The 23,313-nt window shown below is 63.1% G+C and carries 23 protein-coding genes; 11 read left to right on the forward strand and 12 right to left on the reverse strand.

Annotated features, from left to right (window positions below):
• Positions 1-173 precede the first annotated feature (173 nt).
• The 6 genes from LK12_RS06935 (at position 174) to lptG (ending at position 6,700) form a co-directional block, all read left to right on the forward strand.
• Entirely contained in the window at positions 174-2,036 is a 1,863-nt protein-coding gene (locus tag LK12_RS06935; RefSeq protein WP_039280990.1) for a PHA/PHB synthase family protein, read from the forward strand.
• Positions 2,037-2,337: 301 nt separating this feature from the next.
• On the forward strand, positions 2,338-3,330 hold the full coding sequence (locus tag LK12_RS06940) for a phasin family protein (RefSeq protein ID WP_039280993.1): 993 nt from the start codon (positions 2,338-2,340) through the stop codon (positions 3,328-3,330).
• Between the two features lie 112 nt (positions 3,331-3,442).
• Positions 3,443-3,829: an ATP-dependent Clp protease adapter ClpS gene (clpS, locus tag LK12_RS06945; protein ID WP_052223231.1), complete on the forward strand. Its 387-nt coding sequence runs from the start codon at positions 3,443-3,445 to the stop codon at positions 3,827-3,829.
• Between the two features lie 79 nt (positions 3,830-3,908).
• The gene (locus tag LK12_RS06950) at positions 3,909-4,304 is read left to right on the forward strand and encodes an MAPEG family protein (protein ID WP_039280994.1); all 396 of its coding nucleotides are present in this window, start codon (positions 3,909-3,911) and stop codon (positions 4,302-4,304) included.
• A gap of 70 nt (positions 4,305-4,374) precedes the next feature.
• Complete coding sequence (lptF, locus tag LK12_RS06955; protein WP_039280997.1) at positions 4,375-5,601, forward strand: LPS export ABC transporter permease LptF; 1,227 nt, start codon at positions 4,375-4,377, stop codon at positions 5,599-5,601.
• A 1-nt stretch (position 5,602) separates the two neighbouring features.
• Entirely contained in the window at positions 5,603-6,700 is a 1,098-nt protein-coding gene (lptG, locus tag LK12_RS06960; RefSeq protein ID WP_039280998.1) for an LPS export ABC transporter permease LptG, read from the forward strand.
• Between the two features lie 7 nt (positions 6,701-6,707).
• Here lptG and LK12_RS06965 read toward each other — a convergent pair whose 3' ends face one another.
• Entirely contained in the window at positions 6,708-7,811 is a 1,104-nt protein-coding gene (locus tag LK12_RS06965; protein WP_039281001.1) for a fatty acid desaturase family protein, read from the reverse strand.
• 147 nt (positions 7,812-7,958) lie between these two features.
• Between LK12_RS06965 and LK12_RS06970 the strand changes: the two genes are divergently transcribed.
• Together LK12_RS06970 and LK12_RS06975 are read left to right on the forward strand one after the other, a co-directional pair.
• Positions 7,959-9,125, forward strand: a complete 1,167-nt coding sequence (locus LK12_RS06970) for a hypothetical protein (protein ID WP_039281675.1) — start codon at positions 7,959-7,961, stop codon at positions 9,123-9,125.
• Positions 9,126-9,214: 89 nt separating this feature from the next.
• Positions 9,215-10,150: an HpcH/HpaI aldolase/citrate lyase family protein gene (locus LK12_RS06975; protein ID WP_052223232.1), complete on the forward strand. Its 936-nt coding sequence runs from the start codon at positions 9,215-9,217 to the stop codon at positions 10,148-10,150.
• Here the strand turns inward: LK12_RS06975 and LK12_RS06980 are convergent.
• Complete coding sequence (locus LK12_RS06980) at positions 10,131-10,439, reverse strand: hypothetical protein (RefSeq protein WP_039281003.1); 309 nt, start codon at positions 10,437-10,439, stop codon at positions 10,131-10,133. The two genes, LK12_RS06975 and LK12_RS06980, sit on opposite strands and share 20 nt — an antisense overlap.
• Positions 10,440-11,150: a lipoyl(octanoyl) transferase LipB gene (lipB, locus tag LK12_RS06985; protein ID WP_039281006.1), complete on the reverse strand. Its 711-nt coding sequence runs from the start codon at positions 11,148-11,150 to the stop codon at positions 10,440-10,442.
• Positions 11,151-11,230: 80 nt separating this feature from the next.
• Between lipB and LK12_RS06990 the strand changes: the two genes are divergently transcribed.
• Positions 11,231-12,073 (forward strand): lipoyltransferase, encoded by an 843-nt coding sequence (locus tag LK12_RS06990; RefSeq protein ID WP_039281008.1) that lies wholly within the window; start codon positions 11,231-11,233, stop codon positions 12,071-12,073.
• 18 nt (positions 12,074-12,091) lie between these two features.
• Here the strand turns inward: LK12_RS06990 and LK12_RS06995 are convergent, their stop codons facing one another.
• From LK12_RS06995 to LK12_RS07010, 4 genes are all read right to left on the reverse strand, one after another.
• Positions 12,092-12,739 (reverse strand): class I SAM-dependent methyltransferase, encoded by a 648-nt coding sequence (locus LK12_RS06995; protein WP_039281011.1) that lies wholly within the window; start codon positions 12,737-12,739, stop codon positions 12,092-12,094.
• 113 nt (positions 12,740-12,852) lie between these two features.
• The gene (gene arsC, locus LK12_RS07000; protein WP_039281013.1) at positions 12,853-13,197 is read right to left on the reverse strand and encodes an arsenate reductase (glutaredoxin); all 345 of its coding nucleotides are present in this window, start codon (positions 13,195-13,197) and stop codon (positions 12,853-12,855) included.
• 10 nt (positions 13,198-13,207) lie between these two features.
• A complete protein-coding gene (locus LK12_RS07005) occupies positions 13,208-13,786 on the reverse strand; it encodes a (2Fe-2S)-binding protein (RefSeq protein ID WP_039281016.1) in 579 nt (192 codons plus the stop codon).
• Between the two features lie 42 nt (positions 13,787-13,828).
• The gene (locus tag LK12_RS07010; RefSeq protein WP_039281018.1) at positions 13,829-15,868 is read right to left on the reverse strand and encodes a TonB-dependent receptor; all 2,040 of its coding nucleotides are present in this window, start codon (positions 15,866-15,868) and stop codon (positions 13,829-13,831) included.
• 261 nt (positions 15,869-16,129) lie between these two features.
• On the opposite strand from LK12_RS07010, the gene LK12_RS07015 reads away from it, so the two are divergent.
• A complete protein-coding gene (locus LK12_RS07015) occupies positions 16,130-18,571 on the forward strand; it encodes a TonB-dependent receptor (protein WP_039281020.1) in 2,442 nt (813 codons plus the stop codon).
• Between the two features lie 82 nt (positions 18,572-18,653).
• Here the strand turns inward: LK12_RS07015 and LK12_RS07020 are convergent, their stop codons facing one another.
• A complete protein-coding gene (locus tag LK12_RS07020; RefSeq protein ID WP_039281023.1) occupies positions 18,654-19,661 on the reverse strand; it encodes an alcohol dehydrogenase catalytic domain-containing protein in 1,008 nt (335 codons plus the stop codon).
• Between the two features lie 7 nt (positions 19,662-19,668).
• The gene (locus LK12_RS07025) at positions 19,669-20,364 is read right to left on the reverse strand and encodes a fumarylacetoacetate hydrolase family protein (protein ID WP_039281025.1); all 696 of its coding nucleotides are present in this window, start codon (positions 20,362-20,364) and stop codon (positions 19,669-19,671) included.
• A gap of 122 nt (positions 20,365-20,486) precedes the next feature.
• Between LK12_RS07025 and LK12_RS07030 the strand changes: the two genes are divergently transcribed.
• Positions 20,487-21,047 carry a YqgE/AlgH family protein gene (locus tag LK12_RS07030; RefSeq protein ID WP_039281027.1) on the forward strand — a complete coding sequence of 187 codons (561 nt, stop codon included), beginning with the start codon at positions 20,487-20,489 and terminating at the stop codon, positions 21,045-21,047.
• A gap of 4 nt (positions 21,048-21,051) precedes the next feature.
• Here the strand turns inward: LK12_RS07030 and LK12_RS07035 are convergent, their stop codons facing one another.
• Genes LK12_RS07035 through LK12_RS23750 form a run of 3 tightly spaced genes read right to left on the reverse strand, consistent with a single transcriptional unit; the run spans position 21,052 to position 23,243 of the window.
• Positions 21,052-21,339: a putative quinol monooxygenase gene (locus LK12_RS07035; protein WP_039281029.1), complete on the reverse strand. Its 288-nt coding sequence runs from the start codon at positions 21,337-21,339 to the stop codon at positions 21,052-21,054.
• 4 nt (positions 21,340-21,343) lie between these two features.
• Positions 21,344-22,309 (reverse strand): TauD/TfdA dioxygenase family protein, encoded by a 966-nt coding sequence (locus tag LK12_RS07040; protein WP_052223234.1) that lies wholly within the window; start codon positions 22,307-22,309, stop codon positions 21,344-21,346.
• A gap of 43 nt (positions 22,310-22,352) precedes the next feature.
• Positions 22,353-23,243 carry an SDR family NAD(P)-dependent oxidoreductase gene (locus LK12_RS23750; RefSeq protein ID WP_052223235.1) on the reverse strand — a complete coding sequence of 297 codons (891 nt, stop codon included), beginning with the start codon at positions 23,241-23,243 and terminating at the stop codon, positions 22,353-22,355.
• Positions 23,244-23,313 lie beyond the last annotated feature (70 nt).

Genomic DNA, 23,313 nt, shown 5'->3' on the forward strand with positions numbered 1-23,313 from the left:
TGACGCGGCATGAGCGCCGCTCGGTCCCTGTAGGGGATTACGCTCGTTGCGCAAATCCTCGATCGTTGCAAAGATTGTATCACGAAGTGCTGCCGGTGGTGCCCGTTAGGGACTCGACACGGATCGTTCTGCGGGCCACATGCGGCAATGCACACCAAGGAGTTCGATTGCCCATGGCGAGCGACGCCAGTGATTTGCTTAGCGACGTCTTGAACACCCAGACCGAGAGCCTCGCCACCCTGTTTGGCGCCATGGTCCCCGCCGCAGGCACGCCGGAAGCGGAAAGTGCTATGCAATGGTCGCAGATTGCCGCCCGGATGCACACGATCTGGACCGAATATCAGGTCGAGCAGTTGGAAAAGGTCAAGGACAGACCGCCGCACTACGCCGATCCGGTGAAGTGGATCGCCACGGCAGAGGCCGTTTTCCGGCAATTGCCGCTCGCCGACCCGAAAGTGCAGCAGAACTTGTGGGAAGAGGGGATTGCCCTCGTCAATTCCGTGCTCGGGCAATATGGCCTGGGGCCGCAAGGATCCGCAAAGGCAGGCGGGGAGCCCGAATTGCCGCGCCGGGACCGTCGTTTTGCCGATCCCGAATGGCGCAACCAGCCATTCTTCGCTCTGCTCCACCAGCTCTATTTGCTGCTGAGCGACAACATCAAGGGAATGGCGTCCGCCGTCGAAGGGCTGGAACCGGCGCGCAAGGCGCAACTCGAGTTCGCGACCAGCGCCATCGTCGATGCCCTGAGCCCGGCGAATTTCCCGCTCACGAATCCGGTCGTCCTGGGCAAGGCGACGGAGACCAGGGGCGAAAGCCTGGTGCGCGGCCTCCAGAACATGCTGGACGACATGCGCAAGGGCCAGCTCACGCACAGCCGCCCCGGCGCCTTCGTGCTGGGCGAGAACATCGCCGTGACGCCCGGCAAGGTGGTTTTCGAAACGCCGCTTTTTCAACTCATCCAGTACACCCCCACGACAGACAAGGTGCTCAAGACGCCGCTGGTGATCTTCCCGCCGTGGATCAACCGCTTCTACATCCTCGACCTGAATGCCAAGAAAAGCTTCGTGCGTTGGGCCGTGGAGCAGGGGCTCACCGTGTTCATGGTCTCGTGGAAATCGGCCGATGCCTCGATGGCGGACCTTGTCTGGGACGACTACATCAATGCTCAGATCGAGGCGATCGACGTCGTCCGGGACCGGCTCAAGGTCCCTTCGGTCAACACCATCGGCTATTGTGTCGCGGGCACGACGCTGGCCGCCACGCTGGCGGTGCTGGCGCGAAAGGGCGAAGCCGACAAGGTCGCCAGCGCGACATTCTTCACCGCACAGGTCGACTTCGAAGAGGCCGGCGATCTCAAGCATTTCGTCGACGACCAGCAGATAGAGACCGTCGGCAAGCTGTCGCCGGAGGGCTATCTCGACGGGCGGTATCTGGCCGCCACCTTCAACGCCCTGCGGGGTAACGATCTCATCTGGAATTACGTCGAGAAAAATTACCTCAAGGGCGAGGACCATCCCGCCTTCGACCTGCTCCACTGGAACGGGGACGTCACCAATCTGCCGGCGCGCTGGCACCGGGACTATCTGCGCGATCTCTACCGCGACAACCGGATGGTCGTGCCGGATTCTCTCCAGGCCTGCAATGTACCGATCGACCTGCGCCGCATTGCCACACCGGTCTATATACAGGCCGGGCGCGAGGACCATATCGCACCGCCGCAAAGTGTCTGGAAGTTGACCCATCACCTGTCGGGGCCGTGGACATTCCTGCTGGCGGGGTCGGGCCACATAGCGGGTGTCGTCAACCCCCCGTCCTCGGGGAAATACCAGTACTGGATCAACGAGGGATCGCCCGAAACGCTGGAGGATTTCGTCGCCGGCGCGAACGAGCATCCTGGCAGCTGGTGGCCGCATTGGGGACAATGGGTCGAAGCCCTGGATCCGACCCGCGTCCCGGCTCGCGGCAAGCGGCGTCCCGGCGGCCGCGGCGACCGCGTGATCGAGGACGCACCCGGCCGCTACGTCGCGCAGCGCTGAACCGGCCAGGCAATGCCCTGCGAGCATTACGGATAGAGGCGGAACATCTCTTCGCCTAAACGGTAATACTTCGGGACTTGGGCAAGGCTGGCCTGGAAGACCGTCTGCGGCGAACGCTTCAGACGCCCGTTTGTGCACTGCAACATAAATTGTGCAGTGCACAAATTTCCATTTGACTTCGCGCCTGCACAAACCTATTTTGCAACGCAGCAACGATGAGTCGAATCACGTACGCATCACACATTGGTCGGGGGTGTCCCTTTCCCAATGGGGTGCATCACTCGATTGCCGGGATTGTCTAATGGCTGCCAATGAAGACCCGAAGGACATAGCTTCAGCAGACAAGGCCTATCAGGCTGCTGTCGAAGCTACGCCGATCAAGGCGGCGGAATCCACCAGCAAGGTGGATTCTGCAAAGGAGCCCGAGGCCAAGGCGGCTCCCGCCAAGCCGGCAGAGACGAAACCGGAGCCAAAGGGTGCCAAGGTCGAGCCGGGTCCGGCCGCAACGAAGGCCAAACCGGCGACGGCCAGCCGCAAGGCAGCGGCAAAGCCCAAACCGAAGTCGGCGAAAGCCAAGCCTGCAGCCAAGGCGACACCGAAGGCGGCTGCAAAGCCTGCTGAAACGGCGAAGCCCGTTGCAAAGACCAAACCGGTGGCGAAAGCCAAGCCGGCCAAGAAAAAGGAAGTTCCGGTGAAGGCTGCGGCGCCCAAACCGGCTGTCAAGGTTGCCGGGGCAAAGGACAAGGCGGTTTCCGCCGCGACCACCAGCCCCAAGGCAGCCGCCCCCAAGGCGGCGAAGCCCGCTGCAAAGCCCGCGTTCGCAGAATTTTTCAGCAACTTCATGCTCGAGGACAAGACAATGGATATGAGCGCTAATTTTTCCGGTTTCCAGGATGCAATGACCGAGGCCCAGGCCAAGGCGAAGGACGTGTTCGAGAAGAGCACCAAGATGTTCGGCGAAGCCGGCGATTTCGCCAAGGGCAATGTCGAAGCGGTCATGGAATCCAGCAAGATCATGGCCGAGGGCATGCAGTCGCTCGGTTCGGAAATCGTGACCGAGAGCCGCAGTGCCTTCGAGACCATGAGTGGCGACATCAAGGAACTCGCCGCTGCCAAGTCGCCCACCGACTTCTTCAAGATCCAGGGCGACATGATGCGCAAGAGCTTCGATAGTGCCGTGGCCTACAGCTCCAAGAACAGCGAAGCCATGCTCAAGCTTGCCAGCGACGTGATGGCGCCGATTTCGGGCCGCGTCAGCATGGCGATGGAAAAGGCCCGCTCCACTTCGCTCTGAGGCGGACTAGCCGTCCGGTCGGACTCGAATTGTCCGACCGGCGAGCATCAAATTCATTATCGTCGCCGGGGCATCTTGATGAAAGGTGCCCCGGTGCGATATTCTGATCCCTATGATTTCCTCTATCGCCGATTCCGAACGCTCGCCCCTCTGGCCGGTGCTTGCCGGGGACGACAATGATTCGGACAACGACACAGGCGGCGACGAGCAGGTCGGCATCGCTACGAAGACGCGCGCGAAGCCGAAAAAGCCCAGCCAGTTCAAAGTTCTGATGCTGAACGACGACTATACCCCGATGGAATTCGTGGTGATGGTCCTGAAGCGTTTCTTCCACATGGACATGGAGCAGGCGACACGCGTGATGCTCCACGTGCATCAGAAGGGTGTCGGCGTCTGCGGCATATTTCCTTATGAAATCGCGGAGACCAAGGTGAACCAGGTGATGGACTTCGCCCGGCAGAACCAGCATCCGCTCCAGTGCACTCTCGAAAAGGCCTGACGGGTCCGCGCGGTTGACGCGCACGGTCGCGCGCCGCAATGCTAGCCCCCCGCCAGTCATGCACAGGAGAAACATCGCGATGCCCCAGGAAATTCTCGTTCTGGCATGGGGCGCAGCCCTCGTGATCGTGCAGATATTCCTGGCAGGACATCTCAAGACAAAGCAGTACGGCGCGGATTGGAACATCGGGGCTCGCGACGAGCCGATGCCGCCGCTAGAGCCGGTGCCTGCGCGCGCCCGGCGGGCCCAGGACAACATGATGGAAACCTTCCCGGTCGCCGTCGCGGCTCTGCTGGGCGTGGTGGTTGCCGGCCGGTCGAGCGACGTCTCGGTCATCGGCGCCTGGCTGTGGCTGGCGATGCGGGTGGTGTATGTTCCGGTCTACCTGCTGGGAATCAAGGGCTTGCGCACGGCGATCTTCCTGGTGAGCATGGTTGGCCTGTTGATGGTCCTCGTCCCGCTGCTGGGGGGCTGAGACCCCTTTCCCAGGTGCCGCGATACGGTTAAGGCAGACTTCGCCTGTCGCAGAACCATCGCGGAGCCACGTGAAATTCTTCACCGCCCTTGACCGTTACATCTTCCGGCTCGTGCTGATGCCGATGCTCGCGATCTTTCTGCTCGCGGCTTCGCTTCTGGTCCTGGACAAGATGCTGCGGCTGTTCGACTTCGTCGCGACCGAGGGTGGGCCGGTCGGCGTAGTCTTCAAGATGCTGGGCAACATGTTGCCCGAGTACGCCAGCCTGGCCATTCCGCTGGGCCTGATGCTGGGTATCCTGCTGGCGTTCCGCAAGCTGGCGACCAGCAGCGAGCTCGACGTCATGCGGGCAGTGGGACTCAGCTATACGCGCATGTTACGCGTGCCCTATCTGATCACGCTGGTCATGGTCGCGATCAATTTCGCAAACGTCGGCTACCTCCAGCCGCTTGCGCGCTATGCCTACGAGCAGCTCAATTACGAGCTGAAATCAGGGGCCCTGGGGGCATCGATCAAGGTTGGCGAATTTACCTCGCTCAAGGACCGAATCGCCCTGCGGATCGACGAAAGCCAGGATGAAGGCCGGCGGTTGATGGGCATTTTTGCGCGTGTCGCCAACAGCAAGGGACAAGTGCTGTCGATATCGGCACGCGAGGGTCGTTTCCTTGCGCTCAAGGGATCGCCCGACACGATCATCCTGCGCCTCGAGCAGGGTCAGATCATTCAGGACGAACCCGGGCAGGAACCGCGCGTACTCACCTTCACCCGGCACGACCTGCCGATCGACCTTCCCGAAATCGAGAAGTTTCGCCAGCGTGGCGGCGCGGCCCGGGAATATCTTTTGCCCGAACTCATGAAGCTGGGCTGGAACGACAGCCAGCCCCAGGCGGGGCGCGTCTCAAGCCAGGCCAATTTCAGCTATCGCATGGTGGAAGTGGTGATGATGCTGCTCTTGCCGCTATTGGCGGTGGCGCTGGCGATCCCGCCCAAGAGGTCGACATCGGCACTCGGCCTGTTCGTGTCGATCGTGATGATCGTCGCCTATCACAAGGTCAACCAGTACGCGAACGACGTCGCCTCGCTGGGGCGCATCAATCCGATCCTTGGCCTGTGGGGCCCTTTCATCGTGTTCGCGGTGATCATCCTGTGGATGTACTGGCGCGTGGCCTATGTGCCGGGCGGACAGGCTATCGGCTGGCTCGAAAAGGCGGCGGACAGCATTTCCAAGCGCCTCAAGTCGCTGCTGCGCCGCCAGCGCCGCGGCCCTATCCTGCCCAAACCGGCGGACCAGTCCTGACATGCAGCTCGAATTCTTTCCCTCGCGCACGCTGACGTTCTATCTCGCGCGCCTGTTCATCACCCGCATTCTGGCGGTACTGCTGATGCTGGTCATGGTGCTGCAGGTCCTCGACCTGCTGGGCGAAAGCGGCGATATCCTGGCCTATTCCGGCAATGGCCAGATGCAGCTTCTCTATTACGTCTCGTTGCGCGCGCCGCAGTTGGTCGCCCGGTTCCTGCCCTATTCGGTGCTGCTGGCCACGATCATCACGCTGGCCACGCTGAACCAGAACAGCGAGGTCATCTCGATGAAGGCGGCAGGGCTTTCGGCACATCAGGTACTGGCCCCCTTGATGCTGACGGCGTTTGTGATTTCCTGCATCAGTTTCGCATTCAACGAACGGGTTGTGACTCGCGCATCGGCTGCGCTCGATGCCTGGCACGCCGTCGACTACGGGCCCATCCCCGAGGATTCCGGGGTGCGCAGCAACTTATACTTGTCCGACGGACGCGATCTCATGATGGCGAAAACGCTGACCGGGACCGGCAACGACATGGTGATGACGGGGGTGACGTTCTACCGCCGTGACGCCAACGACATGATCGTGGAGCAGTTGCGCAGTCCGCGTGCGATCTATGCCAACCCCGGTTGGAAGCTCGAAAAGCCACTCCGTTTCGAGGTGGACGGTACGACGACCACGCAATTGACGTCCGCCACGGTCGCCCCCGGGATCACGCCGAGCAAGGTCACCCTCGCGAAGGTGGACGCGGATTCGGAAAACATCTTCACGCTGGCCAGATCGATCAAGGCGATGAAGGTCGCCGGGCAGCGCACGAGCGCGCTCGATGCGGCCTGGTGGCACAAGATATCGGGACCGCTTTCTTCCACGCTCATGCCGCTTCTGGGTGCGGTCGCGGCTTTCGGTCTGGCGCGTTCGGGCCAGCTGCTGATCCGCGCCGTGATCGGCATGGCTCTGGGTTTTGCCTATTTCGTATTCGACAACGCGGCGCTGGCGATGGGCAACTTCGGCGGTTACCCGCCGCTGGTCGCGGCCTGGGCACCGTTCGTGCTTTTCGCCCTCATCGGCGAAACGGTGCTGGTCAGAACCGAGGAATAACGGGCTTTCAGCGCGCCCGCATCGTGCTTCCCGCCAGCCGTTTGAGCAATGGCGTCAGCCCCTTGTAGCTGGCCCGCGCATATGTCGTGTCCTCGCCCAGATGGGCCGAGAGCCGCCGGTGGCATTCGCTCAGCGAATGATAGGGCATCGATGGCAGCAGGTGGTGCAGCGCGTGATAGCGCAGTCCGACCGGCGCCCACAGCGGCGACAGCACCGCCGGTGGCGGGACATTGACGGAATCGAGATACTGCGCAGTGACGGTCATCGCTTCGCCGTCGTTCTCCCACAGGTGCGCCACGAGCGTACGCACCTGGTTGAGGAAGGCGGTGAAGGAAACGACGCACAGGGCAATGGCCAGCGGGCGCCATCCATAGGCAAAGCTCGCGGCCAGCTCGGCAATGGCCCATATCGAACAGCCCAATTCCTGCCAGAACACCATCCGTGCGAACTGGCCTTCGGGCGGCCGGCGCCGGTACTGCGGATTGATCGACAGCGCCGAGGCCCGCTCCCACACGAGCCGGCGGAGCGGCGGGATCACCACGCCGAGCGGAACGAGGACAGCCGAGCGTACCAGCAGCGCAGGGGGCAAAAGGATCGCGGTCAAGGCGAAGACCGGCAGGCTCCAGGGCTTCATCAGCGCCAACGGCATGTATTCCGGATCTTCGATCGTGCCGTAACGGGTGCGGGCGTGATGTTGCGTATGCACCCCTTCGTACATGAACGAGGGGATCAGCAGCGGAATGCCCACCAGCAGGTTCCAGGCGAAGCGGAAGCCGGGCAGGGCGTCCTTGTGGACGTGAGTCAGCTCGTGGATGAACAGCAGCGCCCGGTAGAGCGCCAGCGATGCCAGCAGGCCGCAGGCGAAAGCGGCAATCGGATTGTCCAGCAGGATGGCGCCGGCAAGGGCTGTATAGCCCAAGGCTGCCGAGCCGAGCATGTCCGGCCAGTAGATTGCCGGCCTCGCAGCCGAAATGTCTCGCGTCAGCTCCACCGCGGCGCGCAACATCTCCTTGTCGTCGGGCATTTGCGAATGCCACGTCGACGCCGCACGCTCTGACGCGTCCGGGCGCGGTGACGGGATAGACTGTTCGACTAGGTCCTGGGCAATCATGTGCTCGAATTCCAAAATCTTCCGGGCAAAACGGCGCCCGGGACACGGTTTGCGGAAATGGTCTGTCCCGGCCCGCTTGACAAGTCGCCGCGTGCGGCCGCACTTCGCCTTTCCATAGATCCCATAGGCTGGAACAAAGGCAGCATCGTGGCCAACTCCGAACTAGTCATCACGCCCGTTACCAGCAAGGCCGACCGCGCCGCCTTCGTGGACTTCGCCTATCGGTGCAATGCGGCAGATCAAAACTGGGTGCCCAACCTGCGCTCGGAGGAAATGTCCAAGTTCACGCCCGGCAAGAACCCTTACTTCGAACACGCCCGCTACCAGCTTTTTCTCGCGCGCCGCAGTGGACGGATCGTCGGGCGCATATCGGCGCACATCGATGAACTGGCGCTGAAACAGCCCGTGGAGCAGGGCATGGGGCCCGGAACCGGTAACTGGGGCGCGATCGAGGCAGAGGACGAGGAGACCGCGCAAGCCCTTATCGCCACTGCCGAAGGCTGGCTGCGCGGGCAGGGCATGACGCGGGTCCTCGCACCGATGAACCTGTCCATCTGGGAAGAGCCCGGGCTGCAGGTGCTGGGCCACGACCATCCGCCGATGGTGATGATGGCCCATCACAATGCTTCCTACCAGGGCTGGATCGAGGCGGCGGGCTACGAGCGGGCGAAGTCGCTCTACACCTACGATCTCGACGTAACGAAGGAGTTTCCCCCGCTGATCCAGCGCATCGTCGCTTCCGGCGAGAAGAACGCCAAGATCCGGATCCGCAAGGCCGACCTCAAGCACTTCGATCGCGACGCGGCGATCATCTGCGACATCCTCAACGATGCATGGTCAGATAACTGGGGCTTCGTGCCGTTCACGGACAAGGAAATCGAATATACCGGCAAGGCGCTGAAACCGCTGGTTCACCCCGAACTCATCCGCATCGCCGAATACGAAGGCGAACCGGTCGCCTTCATGATGACCCTGCCCGATCTCAACCAGCCGCAGATGCGCTTGAACGGTCGCAACGGCAAGCCGTCCATCCTGGGTCTGATCAAGCTCCTGCTGTGGCTGCGCAAGCCGCGCCCGGCGGACATGCGCGTGCCGCTCATGGGTGTGCGCAAGAAGCTTCAGTCCTCGCGGCTCGCAAGCCAGCTTGCCTTCATGATGATCGAATATATCCGCCGTGCCGCCACGGCCAAGTTCGGGGCGCAGCGCGGGGAAATCGGTTGGATTCTCGAGGATAACCAGGGGATGGTTGCCATCGCGGACGCCATCGACAGCAAGGTGAACCGGGAATACGTGATCTATCAAAAGACACTCTAGGTCCACCTCCCGGCCCCTGATCTCCAGACTTTCTTAACGCCCCGCCGCTAACCTCCGTGCAGGTTTGGAGAAGGCAAGGCAGGCTGGCGATGAAATTCCGCTCCTGGCTCATAGTGCCCGGCAATAGCGACGAGGATCTCGGCGCGGCATTCGGCAGCGGCGCGGATGCCATTGTGGTCGATCTCGAGGAGTCGGTATCGCACGACCAAAAGCCGCGAGCCCGGCAGATGGGCGCCGAATGGCTGGCCGCGCACCGCACGAACCTGCTTGAACACAGGCAGATGAGCCGTTGGGTGCGGATTAACGCGCTCGATTCGGGTCATGCGCGTGAAGATCTGGCCGCGGTCATGCCCGAGGCGCCGGACGGCATCATCCTGCCCAAGGCAGCCGGACCTGAGGCGGTTCGGCAACTTGCCAGCGAAATCTACGAGTTCGAGCAGCGTATCGCTCTGCCCGCGAATTCGACGCGGATCATGTCTGTGGTCGGCGAGACGCCGCTGTCGGCCATGCGGATTGCGGAATACATCGGGACTGCCCACCAACGGCTCTGTGCTCTTACATGGAATGCCGGCGGCCTCACCGCCTCGCTGGGGGGCACCGGTGTCCGCCGCGCGGACGGAACGTGGAGCGATGCGTGCAGCTTCGTGCGGGCGCAGACCCTGTTGACCGCTCATGCCGGTATGTTTGCCGCGATCGACACTGGCTTCGACGATCGCAAGGACGCCGCCGGCCTCGCGAATGCGGCGCGTCAGGCGCGGCGCGATGGATTTGCCGGCATGTTCGCACTTCACCCCGATCAGGTCGCTGCGATCAACGAGGCCTTCATGCCAAGCGGTGACGAAGTGGAGGATGCCCGCGCGATCATGGATGCTTTCGCAAGCAGCCCCCATGCCGAGACGCTACCGTTCAAGGGTCGGATGGTGGACCGCGCGCACCTTGCCATTGCGGAGCGGACGGTCGAACTGGCCGCCTATGCGACTGCCGGCGGCGACACCCGTACCGGGCCTATTCTGCGCCCTGCGTAACCGTATCGTCCTGCGCGGGAGCATCGGTCCCCGCGTCTTTGGCGGCATCGTCCGAATCCTGCGACGCTGAATCGTCCGGTGCTTCCGCCTTTCCGCCGGGCGTGGTGCTCGGGTTGGCCGGGGGTGCCTTGGAGCGCACGGTGTCGTAGGGCGGCATGTCATCGGTGACCGAACGCGGCAGGATTTCGCCTCCGGCGGCATCTGCCTCGTCAGGTGCCTTGTCCTTCTGGCAGCCTGCAAGCGCCAGGGCGATGGCCATTGCAAAGGTCAGAACAGTCGGGGCTTTCATTCAGGCGGTCTCCGGCGGAGCGGGTTGGGGGCAAGGCCGTTCGAGCGAAGCGAGAAAGTCGTTCGCGCGGGAAAGCAGGGCTTTGTCCCACGTTTCAAAGTCGACCTCCCGGCCAAGGCGTGCCAGGCTGGTCACGCCGAACTCCTCGATACCGCAAGGAACGATCCCGGCAAAGTGGGACAGGTCCGGCCGAATATTCACGGCGAAGCCGTGCATCGTTACCCATTTCCGGATGCGGACGCCGATGGCGCCGATCTTGGCTTCCTTGCCGTCCACGTCCGTGGTCCAGATGCCGATGCGCCCTTCGCGGCGGAAGCTCTCGACGCCGAAATCGCGCAAGGTCTCGATCACCCATCCTTCCAGGCCATGAACGAAACCGCGCGCGTCGCGAGCCCGCTTCTTGAGGTCCAGCAGGACATAACAGACCCGCTGGCCGGGGCCGTGGTAAGTGTAGCGGCCGCCCCTCCCGGCCTCGACGACTTCGAAGCGGGGGTCGAGAAGCTCGGCGGACGCCGCGCTCGTGCCGGCAGTGTAGACGGGAGGATGTTCGAGCAGCCAAACCAGTTCGCGGGCCTCCCCTGCTGCGATCGCGGCATTGCGCGCAATCATCTCGTCTAGCGCCTCGCGATAGGGCACGGGGCTTTGCGATATGCGCAGTTCTATATCGCCGGCCAGATTCAATTCACTGGTAAGTGTGGCGGGAATCGTCATGGCGCGTTGCGTGGCGTCATTCCCTGCGGTTATCAAGTGCCTTTAGACAGCCTGCGCGACAGGACGATCGGGAGCACGTGATGAAGTTCGATAGTAACAGGGCCTGGCTCGAGGCGATGGCGGCAGTTCGCGCCAACCGGCAGGTCCTGCTTGCGGTTGCCGGCGTATTCTTCCTCCTGCCCACGCTGCTGTCGACCGTGTTTCTCACCGACGTCCAGGCCCAGATCTTCGAAGCCATGAACAGCCCCGAGACGGTCGAGAGCATATTTTCGGCCAATCTCGGGCTGTTCCTGGTCTTCGGCATCGGCGGAATGCTGGTGCAATCCGTCGGCTACCTGACCGTCATGGCGCTGCTGAGCGATCGCGTGCGGCCGACCGTCGGCGAAGCCATCTCCGCGGCACTTCGTGCCCTGCCGACCCTGATCGGCGTCGTGCTGTTGACCATGGCCGGCACGTTTCTGGCGTCCTTGATTCTCGCGCTGTTGCTCGGCGGCATCGTCGGTCTGATCCTGGGGAAGGGCGCGGCTTCCGCATTGGTGGCGATCACCTTGCTTGCCGCGCTTGTCTATGCAGCCGCGAAACTCTCGCTGGTGATACCGGTCGTGGTCAACGAGGGCATCGGCAATCCCCTCGCGGCCATGGTGCGGTCCTGGCAATTGACGCGCCATAACAGTCTGCGGCTGTTCGGCTTCTTCGTGCTGTTGATGATTGCCTACCTGGCAGTGGCTTTCACCGCCACGGTTGCGCTGGTGGGGCCGGTGGCGCTGATCCTGGGGGAAGGGCGGGCGCTGACATTGTACACGGGCGTGATTTCCGGTGCCATCAGCGCGATCACCAGTGTGGTCCTGGTGGCGGTGCTGGCATACACGCACCGCCAGCTTGCCGGGCCGTCGCCAGACGCGATTGCCGAAACCTTCGAATAAGGGCGTGGCGTCGAGGCGTCAGGCCTCGTGCTGGTCTTCTTCTTCCTTCCAGCCCCACCACATGAAGCACGGCGGTACATTCAGCGGCTCAAGGGCATTGTCGATGCTCTTGAAGTGCCGGGCCATGTACGAGCGGGCCTTGGGGGTGAACTGGTAGACGAGGAATGCGCCGCCCTTGCGGATGACGCGATGGGTGGCTGCGGCAATCGCGGGACCCACGCCATCGGGCAGCGTCGAGAAAGGGAGGCCGGACAACACGTAGTCGGCCTTTTCATGTCCGTGCGCGCGAACGATCTCCTCGACGTCGGCGGCAGAGCCGTGGACCGCGACAAAGCGGCTGTCGGTAATCGTGCGGCGCAGGTAATCGATGAACTGGGGATTGGTGTCGATCACCAGCAACATGCCGTCGCGTCGCATGCGATCGAGCACCGGACGGCAGAACGTGCCGACTCCAGGCCCGTATTCCACGAAAAGCTTGCAGTTGTCCCAGTCGACTCGCGACAGCATCCGATTGATGGTGAATCGCGAGGAAGGAACGATCGAACCAACCATCACGGGGTTGCGCAGGAAGCCTTCGAAGAAGACGCCCCAAGGTCCCAAGCCTTGCTTAATCTTCCGCTTGATCCTTTGGGGCAGCGCCTCTCGGGCAAGCTCTGAACTATTCATGCTGGCGGAAGCTCTCGCACTGTTACCGGGTCACGAAGGAGCAAAGCGGTGGCAGATTAGCTACCGCTTTGCAAGGCGAAGGGGGCGGGCTTTCCAGATAAACTATCGGCCCGTCACAGAATTTCCTGCACCTTTTCTTGCGGTCGACACAGCCGCGCGCCCTTGTCCGTTTCGACGAGCGGACGTTCGATGAGAATCGGTTCGGCCGCCATCGCGGCAAGCACGGTTGCGTCGTCGGCCTCCGGCAGGCCCCGTTCGGTCGCATCGGTGCCGCGGATGCGCAGCCCCTGCTGCGGCGTGATGCCGGCATCCTTGTAGAGCTGCGCCAGCTTCTTCGCGCTCGGCGGATTCTTGAGATACTCCACCACTTCCACATCCACGCCGGGCGTTTCCTCGAGCATGGCGAGAGTCTTGCGCGACGTGCCGCATTTCGGGTTGTGCCAGATCGTGGCTTTCATGGTCGTCTCCTCATTGATCCGTTGGTGTGGGCGAGGGCGCGGTCGAAGGCTCCGTTACTGGAGCCAGGGCCGGGACTGCCTTTGCCGCGTCTTCGCGAGTGATGCCGGGGGGCGGTGCGGCACTGATGGTGTCCTCGCGGCGCCGGACCGCCCCGGCGCGTTGAATGGCGCGAACCAGGCGGGGATAGACGCCGCAACGGCAAAGATTGGGAATGGCTTCCTTGATCTCCGCTTCGGAAGGGTTCGCGTTGCGGGACAGAAGTGCGGCGCCGCTCATCACGATGCCGGGCGTGCAAAAGCCACACTGGATCGCCTGTTCGGCCACCATGGCCTGCTGCACGGGATGCGAGCGGTCGCGGGACAGGCCTTCGATGGTGATGACGAGGCGACCTTCGCACTCTGCCAGGGTTATCAGGCAGGACCGCAGGGCGGTTCCGTCGACCATGACCATGCAGGCGCCGCAATCGCCGACGCCGCAACCGTATTTGGTGCCCGTCAGATTCGCAGCGTCGCGCAACGCCCAAAGCAAGGGCGTTTGCGGGTCCATGTCGAATTCGACCGGGCGCTCGTTGACGGTCAGACGCGGCATCGCCGGATCCTTAAGCCTTCGCGCCGGGAACCGCCAGAGGGCTCATAGATCGAGCTTGATGCCCGCCCAGAGCGTGCGCGGGAGGCCAAGGTCCATCGAGCCGGCCTGATTGCGGGTGATGATGGTCTCGTCCGTCAGGTTCTCGCCGCGCAGGACCAATGCGAACGGGCCCGCGAGCGGCACGAGCGCGTAGGCGTCGAGTGTGGTCGCGGCGGGCAGCACGTCGGTTTGCTGATCGTCCTCGAACTGCGCCCCGACATGGCGGACCGTGCCCGCCAGCCGCCATCCCGGGCGCGGCGCCCATGCCAGAGTGGCGCTGGCGGCCAGTTTCGGGACCTGCGGGGGGCGCATGCCGTCGAGTGCCGCCTGCGAGCCGCTGGCTTCCACCTTGGAATCCGTCCAGGCCAGCGATCCGATGAAGTTCCACTGGCCCAGCGATGCATTGGCAGTGGCTTCGATGCCGCGGGCGCGGATCGCGTCGACGTTCTGGCGCTGGCGCAGGTTCGTGTCGACCGTGACATTGGCGATCGCATCCTTCAGTCGATTGTCGAATGCCGTCAGCGAAAGCAAAATCGCGTCGGACGGGCGTACTTCTATTCCCGCTTCGTATCCGCGCAGACGTTCCGGCTTCAGTGCGGCATTGGCCTGGGTTACCACGGGGAAGACCACGAAGGGACGGTACAGTTCGTTCAGGGTCGGTAGACGCATGCCGGTATAGGCCGCTGCCCGCAGAGAAAGCATATCGCTGGCATGCCAGACCACGCCGCCGCGCGCGTTTACGTTCCAGTCGGAACGGTCAGGAAAGGCGGTGTTCTCGCTGACGGTGCCAGTGGCATCCAGTTCCCGGTAGAAGCCGTTGCGGATGGTCCAGCGGTCGGCGCGGACCCCGGCGGTCAGGACGAAGGCGCCGAGCGTCCAGTCGTCCTCGGCATAAAGGCCGAAGTCGGACTGATCACCGCCGGCGCGGCGAAAGGCGGTGGGAAGCCCGCTCACGGTGGAATAGGGCATTTCGACGAGATGGCCTTCGGTGAGGCGCACGTCGGCGCCCAATCGCAGCACGTGGGCATCGCCTACAGGAGGGCGGATTTCGGCCTTTCCGCCCACCGCCAGCGTCGGCGTCTTTGCCTGATCGAGGACCTTCTTGAAGCGCGACGAACTGATGACGACATTCGAGAAGTTCTGCGCCTGGGCATAGCCCAGCACGTCGAACTGCCAGTCGCCACGGCCCACCAGGCGCAAACTGGCCTGCTGACCTGAGCTCGAGGAATCGGCGCCTTCGAAGCGCAGCGTGCGATTGTCGTCGTAGGCGAGGCCCGAGGCCTGGATCTCGACCGTATCGGTCAGCGGGGCTACGGCGCGAAGGGCGGCAGACCAGCTTTCGTATCCGGCACGAGCCGATGCCGGCACGCGCTGGTCGCGCGGTGTCGTCCAGAAGCCCTTGCCCCTGTCCCACTGAACGCTGGCCATCATGAAGCCATCGCCCAGACGTGGCGCCGTGGTGGCCGAAACCTGCGTTTCGCCGCGTTGGTCGACGAGAGCAGAGGCCTGCAGGGTGCCGATCTCGTCCGGACCCGCGCTGGTGAGGTCGATCGTGCCGGAAACGGCGCCGGTTCCGAACGCTCCCATGCCGCCGCCGCGGACAACGCGAATGGAGGCGAGACGTTCGGGGTTGAGTGCCGACAGGGGAATGTAGCCGAAGAACGGGTTGCCCACCGGCACGCCGTCGAGCAGCACCAGCGCCCGGCTCGACGCGTTGCCGCCCAGCGCCCTCAACGTCACGCCCTGTGCGGATGGGTTGGCGGAGCGGCTGTCGGATCGCCTGAATTGCTGGAACCCGGCGACCGAGGAAAGGACATCCTCGATCCGGCCAGAAGCGCTCGTGGTAACCTCCGCGCGATCGAGGACGGTCACGTCGTAGGCCGGCTCTGCCGGGCCACTTTCCAATCCCGCTCCGGTGACGACGATGGCGTTGGCCGGTGTTTCGACGTCTGCTTCGGCGGCATGAGCGGACGTGGTGGTCATGCCGATGCAAAGGGCAAGAAGAGAAGCGGCGATGTCGCGAATGGACCGGTACGTTTTCATGCCGCTTCCATAAGCAACGGACGATTTCAATCAAGCGCTGCATTGGATTGCGACATCCGCACTGTGCACGAACGGACAAGTAATTAACACTTGTTTAGAGAGGATGTTACAGGTGTTGATATTGCTGTGAAACAAAATTAGAAAAGTGCGCAGGGAAGAGGGAAAGAACCGATAACAGCGCGCGAATGCGCTTCCTCTTCCTGGCGCCGTGTGACGCCGATGCGCCATGCGGACGCCTGCAAGACATGGAGGAGGTAAGAGATGAATGCATCGAAGGCATGGCTTTGCGCCTGCACTACGCTTGCGGCTGCATTGGCAGCATCCCCGTCCCTCGCACAGGATTCCCAGCCCGGCGATCGCGCAGAACAGGATGACGTCTACGGTGGCGACATCATCGTGACGGCGCGCCGGCGCGTGGAAACCGCGCAGGATACCCCGGTGCCGATGACGGTACTCAGCGATACCTTGCTCGATCGCTATGGCGTGACGGGCATCGATTCGATTGCCCAGTTCACGCCCGGCCTGCTGACCGGCGAATCCTCCGGCTCGATGGGTGGTTCGATTTCCTTGCGCGGCATCGGTTCGGGCGAGTCGATGGCGTTCATCGACCAGGCCGTGTCGGTCAACGTCGACGGCGTGCCGATTTCGAGCGCCCAGATCCTGCGTGCCGCCCAGATGGACCTGCAGCAGATCGAAGTCCTGCGCGGCCCGCAGTCGCTGTTTTTCGGGAAGAACAGCCCGGGCGGCATCATCTCGATTATCACGGCTGACCCCGGCGACACACCAGAACTGATGGTGCGCACCGGCTACGAGTTCAAGGCGCGTGAGAAGTACGTCGACATCACGGCTTCGGCGCCGCTCACCGACAGCATCGGGCTGCGCCTTGCCACCCACTGGTCGAAGCAGAAGGGCTACATCAGGCTGGTCACGCCCAATGCGCCGGGCACCAGTTCACCGCCCCCGGGATTGATCCCCACCGACCTGCACCGTTTCCCCAAGCAGGACGAGATATTCCTGCGCGGTACGCTGGCGATCGACCCGACAGACAGGCTCAGCATCAGCCTCAAGGGCACCTACACCGATACCGAGATCGTGGGCGGCCCTTCGTTCTTTTCGGACATCGTCGCCTGTCCCTACGGTTCCGCGCAGCGTCCGTTCGAGGATGCCAGCAACTGCGAGAACGACGGCACGGTCTATACCTCGCAGCTGGACCCTTCGTTCCTGGCGCTCAGCCCGTTGTTCTACGGACCCTACGGCGGCCGTATCAACAAGCAGTACCTGGTGAGCGGCCAGATCGACTGGGATCTCACCGATGCCCTCAAGCTGACCAGCGTTTCCGGTTATTACGGCGTGCGCGAAGCCCTGACCTCGAACGGCGGCTACGGGCCGACCAGCAACAACGGCTTTGCCGTGCGCTTCACCAACGACCAGTATTCGCAGGAACTGCGCCTGGCTTCCGACTTTGGCGGCATGTTCGACTTCGTGGTGGGCGGCTTCTACGAAGACCGCAAGCTGTACACCCTGACCTTCATCGCGATACCGGTCATAAACTATCCGCTGCCGACCGAATCCACCCACCAGGACCAGAAGTCGGCCTCGGCCTTCGGACAGTTGCTGTTCAATCCCACCGACCAGCTTCAGATCACGGCTGGTGGGCGCTACACCCACGAGACCAAGCACCTGCTCGATTTCACGGTCACGCCTTACGGAGGCACGCCCTACGACGTGACGACGGATCCGCTCTATCCGGATACGAAGCTGAAATTCAACGATTTCTCGCCCGAACTGACAATCAACTACAAGCCCTTCGACGACGTGATGCTTTTTGCGTCTTACAAGGAGGGCTTCAAGTCGGGCGGCTTCGATGCCGGCTTCACCAACGGCGCCATCGTCCTCGATCCGGCCCGCGGGCAGAGCTTCGATCCCGAGGAAGTGAGCGGCTTTGAGGTAGGGATGAAGTCCCGGTTCGCGGATCGGCAGGTTACGCTCAACCTCACGGGGTACTGGTACGATTACTCGGGCCTGCAGGTGTCCGTGTTCGATACCACCAGCCGGGCCTTCCGTCTGCAGAACGCGGCCAAGGCGCGCATCCGCGGCATCGAGATGGAAACCAGTTTCCGCCCCTATTCGGTGCCGGGTCTCAGCCTGCACGCGGCAGCTGCCTTCAACGATTCCAAGTTCCGCGATTACCTGGCCGATTGCTATGCGGGCCAGACCGTCTCGCTGGGGTGCAACCAGCAGTACGACGCCGTGCTCATGCGCTACACGGCGCAGGATCTTTCCGGGCGGCGGCTGCGCAAGGCCCCGGTCTTCACCGGCCAGCTTGGCGGCTACTACGAGTTCGGCCTGGGCAAGTCGCTGATGATGAGCCTGTCCGCCGATGCCAGCTATTCGAGCAAGTACAACGTCGGCACTCAGCTTCAGCCGCTGGCCGTGCAGAAGGCCTTTGCCAAGCTCGACGCCACGTTCCGGCTGTTCACACCGGACCACAAGTGGGAACTGGCGGTCATCGGCCGCAACCTCACCAACAAGCGCAACCTCATCAACGGCATCGACCGTACCGGCACCGGCGGTGCCAAGGGCACGGACGGCGTGAGCTGTACCTCCATTGGTACGCCGACGGGCTGTATACCGCTCGCGGACATCATCGGTACGCCGGCAAAACCGCGCACCGTCGCGATCCAGTTGACCTACAACTACTGAGCAAGGGGGGATCCGGGCCGTCCTCCGGCGGCTCCGGAGCACCGGCTCTCCCGCAAGGGAGGGCCGGTGTCGGATTCCGGGCTCAGCGGGGCAGGCTGACGTGAACCTTGGTGTCCTCGTTTGGGCCGCGCAGTTGCACCATTGTTGCCGGCAGCGCATCGAGAGGAACGGTGCGTGTCAGGATCGTGGCGGGATCGACATGTCCCTTGTCGAATTCGTCTGCGATGTAGCGGAATTCCTCCGGCGTGTAGCCGACAAGGAATTGCACGGTCACGCACTTGTAGGAGGCCATCGCAGGAAGGACGGGGTCGGGATGTGTACAGAAGCCGAGTGAAATGACCCGTCCGTAGGGCCGAGCGTGCAGGACTGCCTTGTCCAGCATGCCTTCGACGCCGACGGCTTCGACCACTACGTCGGGCATGCCGCCGAGCACCTCCATGACGTCGGTCACTTCGTCTTCACCGAATGCGACAAAGGCATCGGCGCCCATTTGCAGGCACAGATCGCGGCGGCGGTCGGACCGTGAGGCAGCAACGATCCTGCCTGCCCCCATTAGCCTGGCCCAATAGATGGCATAGAGCGCCACGGTGCCGCCGCCGAGCACAAGCACGGTTTCGCCCTTTGCCAGTCCCGACCGGCGCATGCCGTAAAGGCCGACCGCCAGCGGCTCGATCAGCGCGCCGTCACTCACCGAAAGGGTCTGGGGCAGCGGAAAGGCCACTGCCTCCGGGATGGCGACATATTCGGAAAAGCCACCAAGGGCCGGGTGGGGGCTGGCGCAGATGATCGGATTGTCGCCGCCGTTGCAGGCAGGGCAATTTCCGCAGCCCAGGGCGGGGATTACGGCTGCACGGGTGCCGACCTTCAGCCGTTCCACGCCCTTGCCGAGCGCGACGACTTCCCCGGCATATTCGTGGCCGAACTGACCGGGCGCATAGTCCCAGGCCTGGCCCTTGGTCATCGAGATGTCGGTTCCGCAAATGCCACAGCGCTCGACGCGAAGGAGCACCTCGCCGGGCCCGGGTTCGGGGTCGGGCAGCGTTTCGATGGTGATCGGCTTGCCGCCGCCCGGATAGATCGCTGCCCGCATTACGCCGTCACTCCGCCGGGTCTATGGTCAGGCGAACGGGCTCCAACCCTTCGACCGCGCCTTCCAGGGTATCGCCGGGTGCCACCGGCCCAACTCCGGCCGGAGTGCCGGTGTAGATGAGATCTCCGGGTGCGAGGTGATACATGCGTGACAGATCGGCGATCAATTCCGGCAGCGTCCAGATCAGCTCGGCGAGCGAGGCATTCTGCTTGACGGCCCCGTTCTGCGACAGCGTGATCCGTTGGCTTGCGACTTCACCGAACCGGGCGGCCGGCGTGATCGGACCGAGGACCGCGGCATTTTCGAAGTCCTTGCTGGTATCCCAAGGACAGCTCTTGTCTTTCGCGATGTTCTGGAGATCGCGCCGGGTCATGTCGAGCCCGCTGGCATATCCGAAGACGAGGTCCACTGCGCTTTCTGCAGCCACGCGAAAGCCCGCAGCGCCTATCGCCACGACCAGTTCCATCTCGTAATGACAATTGGTCGTACCGGGAGGGTAGGCGATTGTCGCGCCGCTGTGACACACCGCTGCCGCAGACTTGGTGAACCAGATCGGAGCCTCGCGGTCGACGGGACTGCCCATTTCACGTGCATGGGCCTCATAGTTGCGCCCGACGCAGAAGATTCGCTGCACGGGAAAGCGCGAATCCACGCCTACAATGGGAATGCTGGGCGTCTCGGGAAGCTCGAAAAGCAGGCTCACGGGTCCGTATCTCCTTGATTCCCGCCCATGCATAGGCCGCCCTGCCGTACGGGAAAAGCGCTCTCTCCGGGTAGGTGCAACGCCGCCTTGCCCTCGCCGGTCGAATACCTACATTCGCTGGAGTGACAGCGGAGCAGTATCTTTCCGGACGAATCCTGCTGGCGATGCCCGGCATGTTCGACCCGCGCTTCGAGCGTTCGGTCAACGTCATATGCGTCCACGACGAGCACGGTGCGCTTGGTATCGGTATCGGCCATGTGCGCGAGGGTGTGACTTTTCACGAGGTCCTGGAAGAACTCGAGATCGACCCGGGAGTCGCGCCCGACCGACCCGTCCTTCATGGCGGCCCGGTGGAACCCGGGCGTGGCTTCATCCTCCATTCAACCGATTGGGGCGGGGCAGATACCGTCGAAGTCCAGCCGCTTTGCGCGCTATCCGCATCGATGGACATTCTCCGCGCCATTGCCGAGGGTCGCGGACCGCGCCACTGGCTGATGGCCCTGGGATATGCCGGTTGGGGCGCAGGGCAGCTCGAGGGCGAGATGCGCCATCACGGCTGGTATGCTGCCGAAGGGCACCGGGAAGTGCTTTTCGAAACTCCAGTGGATGCGCGCTGGATGGCGACCTGGCGCGCCGAAGGGATCGACCCGGCGCTGCTTTCGACCGAGACCGGACAGGCCTGAGCCTTCAAGCCACCGTATCGTGGATGCGGATATCTATATCTGCGATCATCGGCATGAGCCCGGCAAGCGACTGCTGCAGGCTCTCGCTGCCGATGTGGCGATCCATGGCCTCCTGATCGGCATAGGCTTCGATCACGCGGTAGGTGTCGGCTTCATCGCGACACTTGCCCGCGTGATAGAAGACAATGCCCGGGTTGGCATCGCGCACCCGCGGCATGATCTCGCCCACGGCCGTTTCGTACTCGGCCGCGCGCCCGGAGTGCAGGCGCACGGTCGCCACTACCAGGATCACGCGATCAGTACGTGCGTTCGAGGATCTTGTTATCGTTCGATGCGCCGCCTTCGAAGTAGCCGAGGCCATAGTCGCCCTTGATCGTCGTGCGCTGCATCCGGCGCGGATACTGCGGCGGGTGGCCGGAAACCGCGTGAAGGGCCCGCCAGTTGTCCCAAATAAGCATATCGGTCGGCTTCCAGTGATGCCAGTATGCCAGATCCTTGGACAGGTCGACGATCTCGCGTGAAACGGCATCAAGCAAGGCCTCGCCTTCGGGCGTTTCATCGTTCTCGATTCCTTCGGCCATCCAGGGGGAAAGGTGGAGGACCTTTTCACCGCTCTTTCGCGTCCACACGGCCGGATGCACCGCACGCGGGACCTTGGCGGATTCCTCCATCACCATGTCCGAACTCGGCTTCTCGGAATGGACATGATACCGGGCCGGCGCACCGAACCGGTAGTTCGCCATGATCACGTTCATCCGATAGAGGATATTGCGGCCTTCGATCTTTTCGCGCAGTTCGGGAGACAGCGCGTCGTAGAGCTCGATCCCGTCCACGAAACCGGTGAGGCCGCCTTCGGGTGGGATGTCGATTGCGCGCAGAACGCCGGCCCTGTTCAGTTCATTATTGTAGGCATGGTCGAAATGCCATGGCAGCCACGATGCGAGCGTTACGCCGTCGACATCGATGTCTCCGGGGTCGCCCGGCTTCATGGCCATGTCGATGACGCCGGGCATGGCATCCTGATCGACGCGGGCGACGGCCTTGCTGGGGTGATCCTTGAGCGAGCCGAAAATGTTGCTGAGTGCGACATGCATCTCGCCCGAAGGCTCAACCTCCGAAAAGACGATCATGCCGTGCTTTTCGAACAGGGCATTCACTGCCTCGCGCACCAGCGGATCGGCGGTCTGTTCGCGGGTGATCCCACTAATGCGGACGCCGAAATTGCGCCCTTCGATCAGTGGCCGGACATCGAGTTGGGCCATCATGTCTCTCCTAAGAAAACTTCCGGGGCCGTTTGGCCTCTCTTCAGGTCGTCACCAGCCGTGCGCCGTCGGGATTGGCTTCCGGCGTGCCGTGCTGGGCGTGCCATTCGTCTGCCGCATCATAGCACGCCTCGACAATCCCCGAATAGGTACGCCTGAACTCGGCACGATGCTCGGGATGATCGAAGACGAACGCCCGATTGTTCCGAACGGCATCGAGCACCATCGGCGCCACCGCATCGGGCGAATAGAATGCCATCGACTTGGCGTTCGCCGAAGCCTCGCTGACGTGCAGTTCGGTTTCTCCAGGGCCGCCGAATCGCGCCGGGCGATAGCGGGCGTTGTTGTCCTTCATGCCGGTGGCCACGCCGCCGGGACAGTAGCTGGTCGTAAACACGTTGTGCTCGCGCAGTTCGAGAGCGAGGTTCATCATCAGGCCGATGATCCCGGCCTTGGCGGCAGAATAGGGAGCGTGCACCGGGATCCAGCCCGGCAGCAGGCCGGCCATCGAAGCGGTAGCGCACACGTGCCCGCCTTTCGCGGCGATCATGTCGGGCAGGAAGGCGCGCGTGGTGTTCATCACCCCGTGCAGATTGACCTGCAGGATCCAGTCGACGTCGTCGTCGCTCATATCCATCAACGGGTCGAACGAGGTTGCGCCGGCATTGGCGAAAAGCAGGGTCACCGGGCCGAGCGTCTCGTGCACGGCGGACTTCATGGCGTCGATCGAGCTGCGCTCGCATACGTCGCAGGCCACGGCCATCGCTTCGCCGCCCGCTTCCCGAATCGCTGCCGCCACCTTTTCCGCGTTCTCGGGAATGATGTCGGCAACGGCAACTTTCGCGCCCTGGCGTGCCAGCTCCTTCGCCAGTCCCATGCCGATACCGTTGCCTCCCCCGGTGACGACGGCGGTGCGTCCTGCGATCTCAGTCATGCTCTTTCCTTCTCCCGGTATCTGCACGTCGATCCCGGGCGCGTCGGGCGGCCGGGATCGTATCGTCGCA

The organism is Novosphingobium malaysiense (assembly GCF_000802225.1).
In the GTDB taxonomy this organism is placed as follows: Bacteria; Pseudomonadota; Alphaproteobacteria; order Sphingomonadales; family Sphingomonadaceae; genus Novosphingobium; species Novosphingobium malaysiense.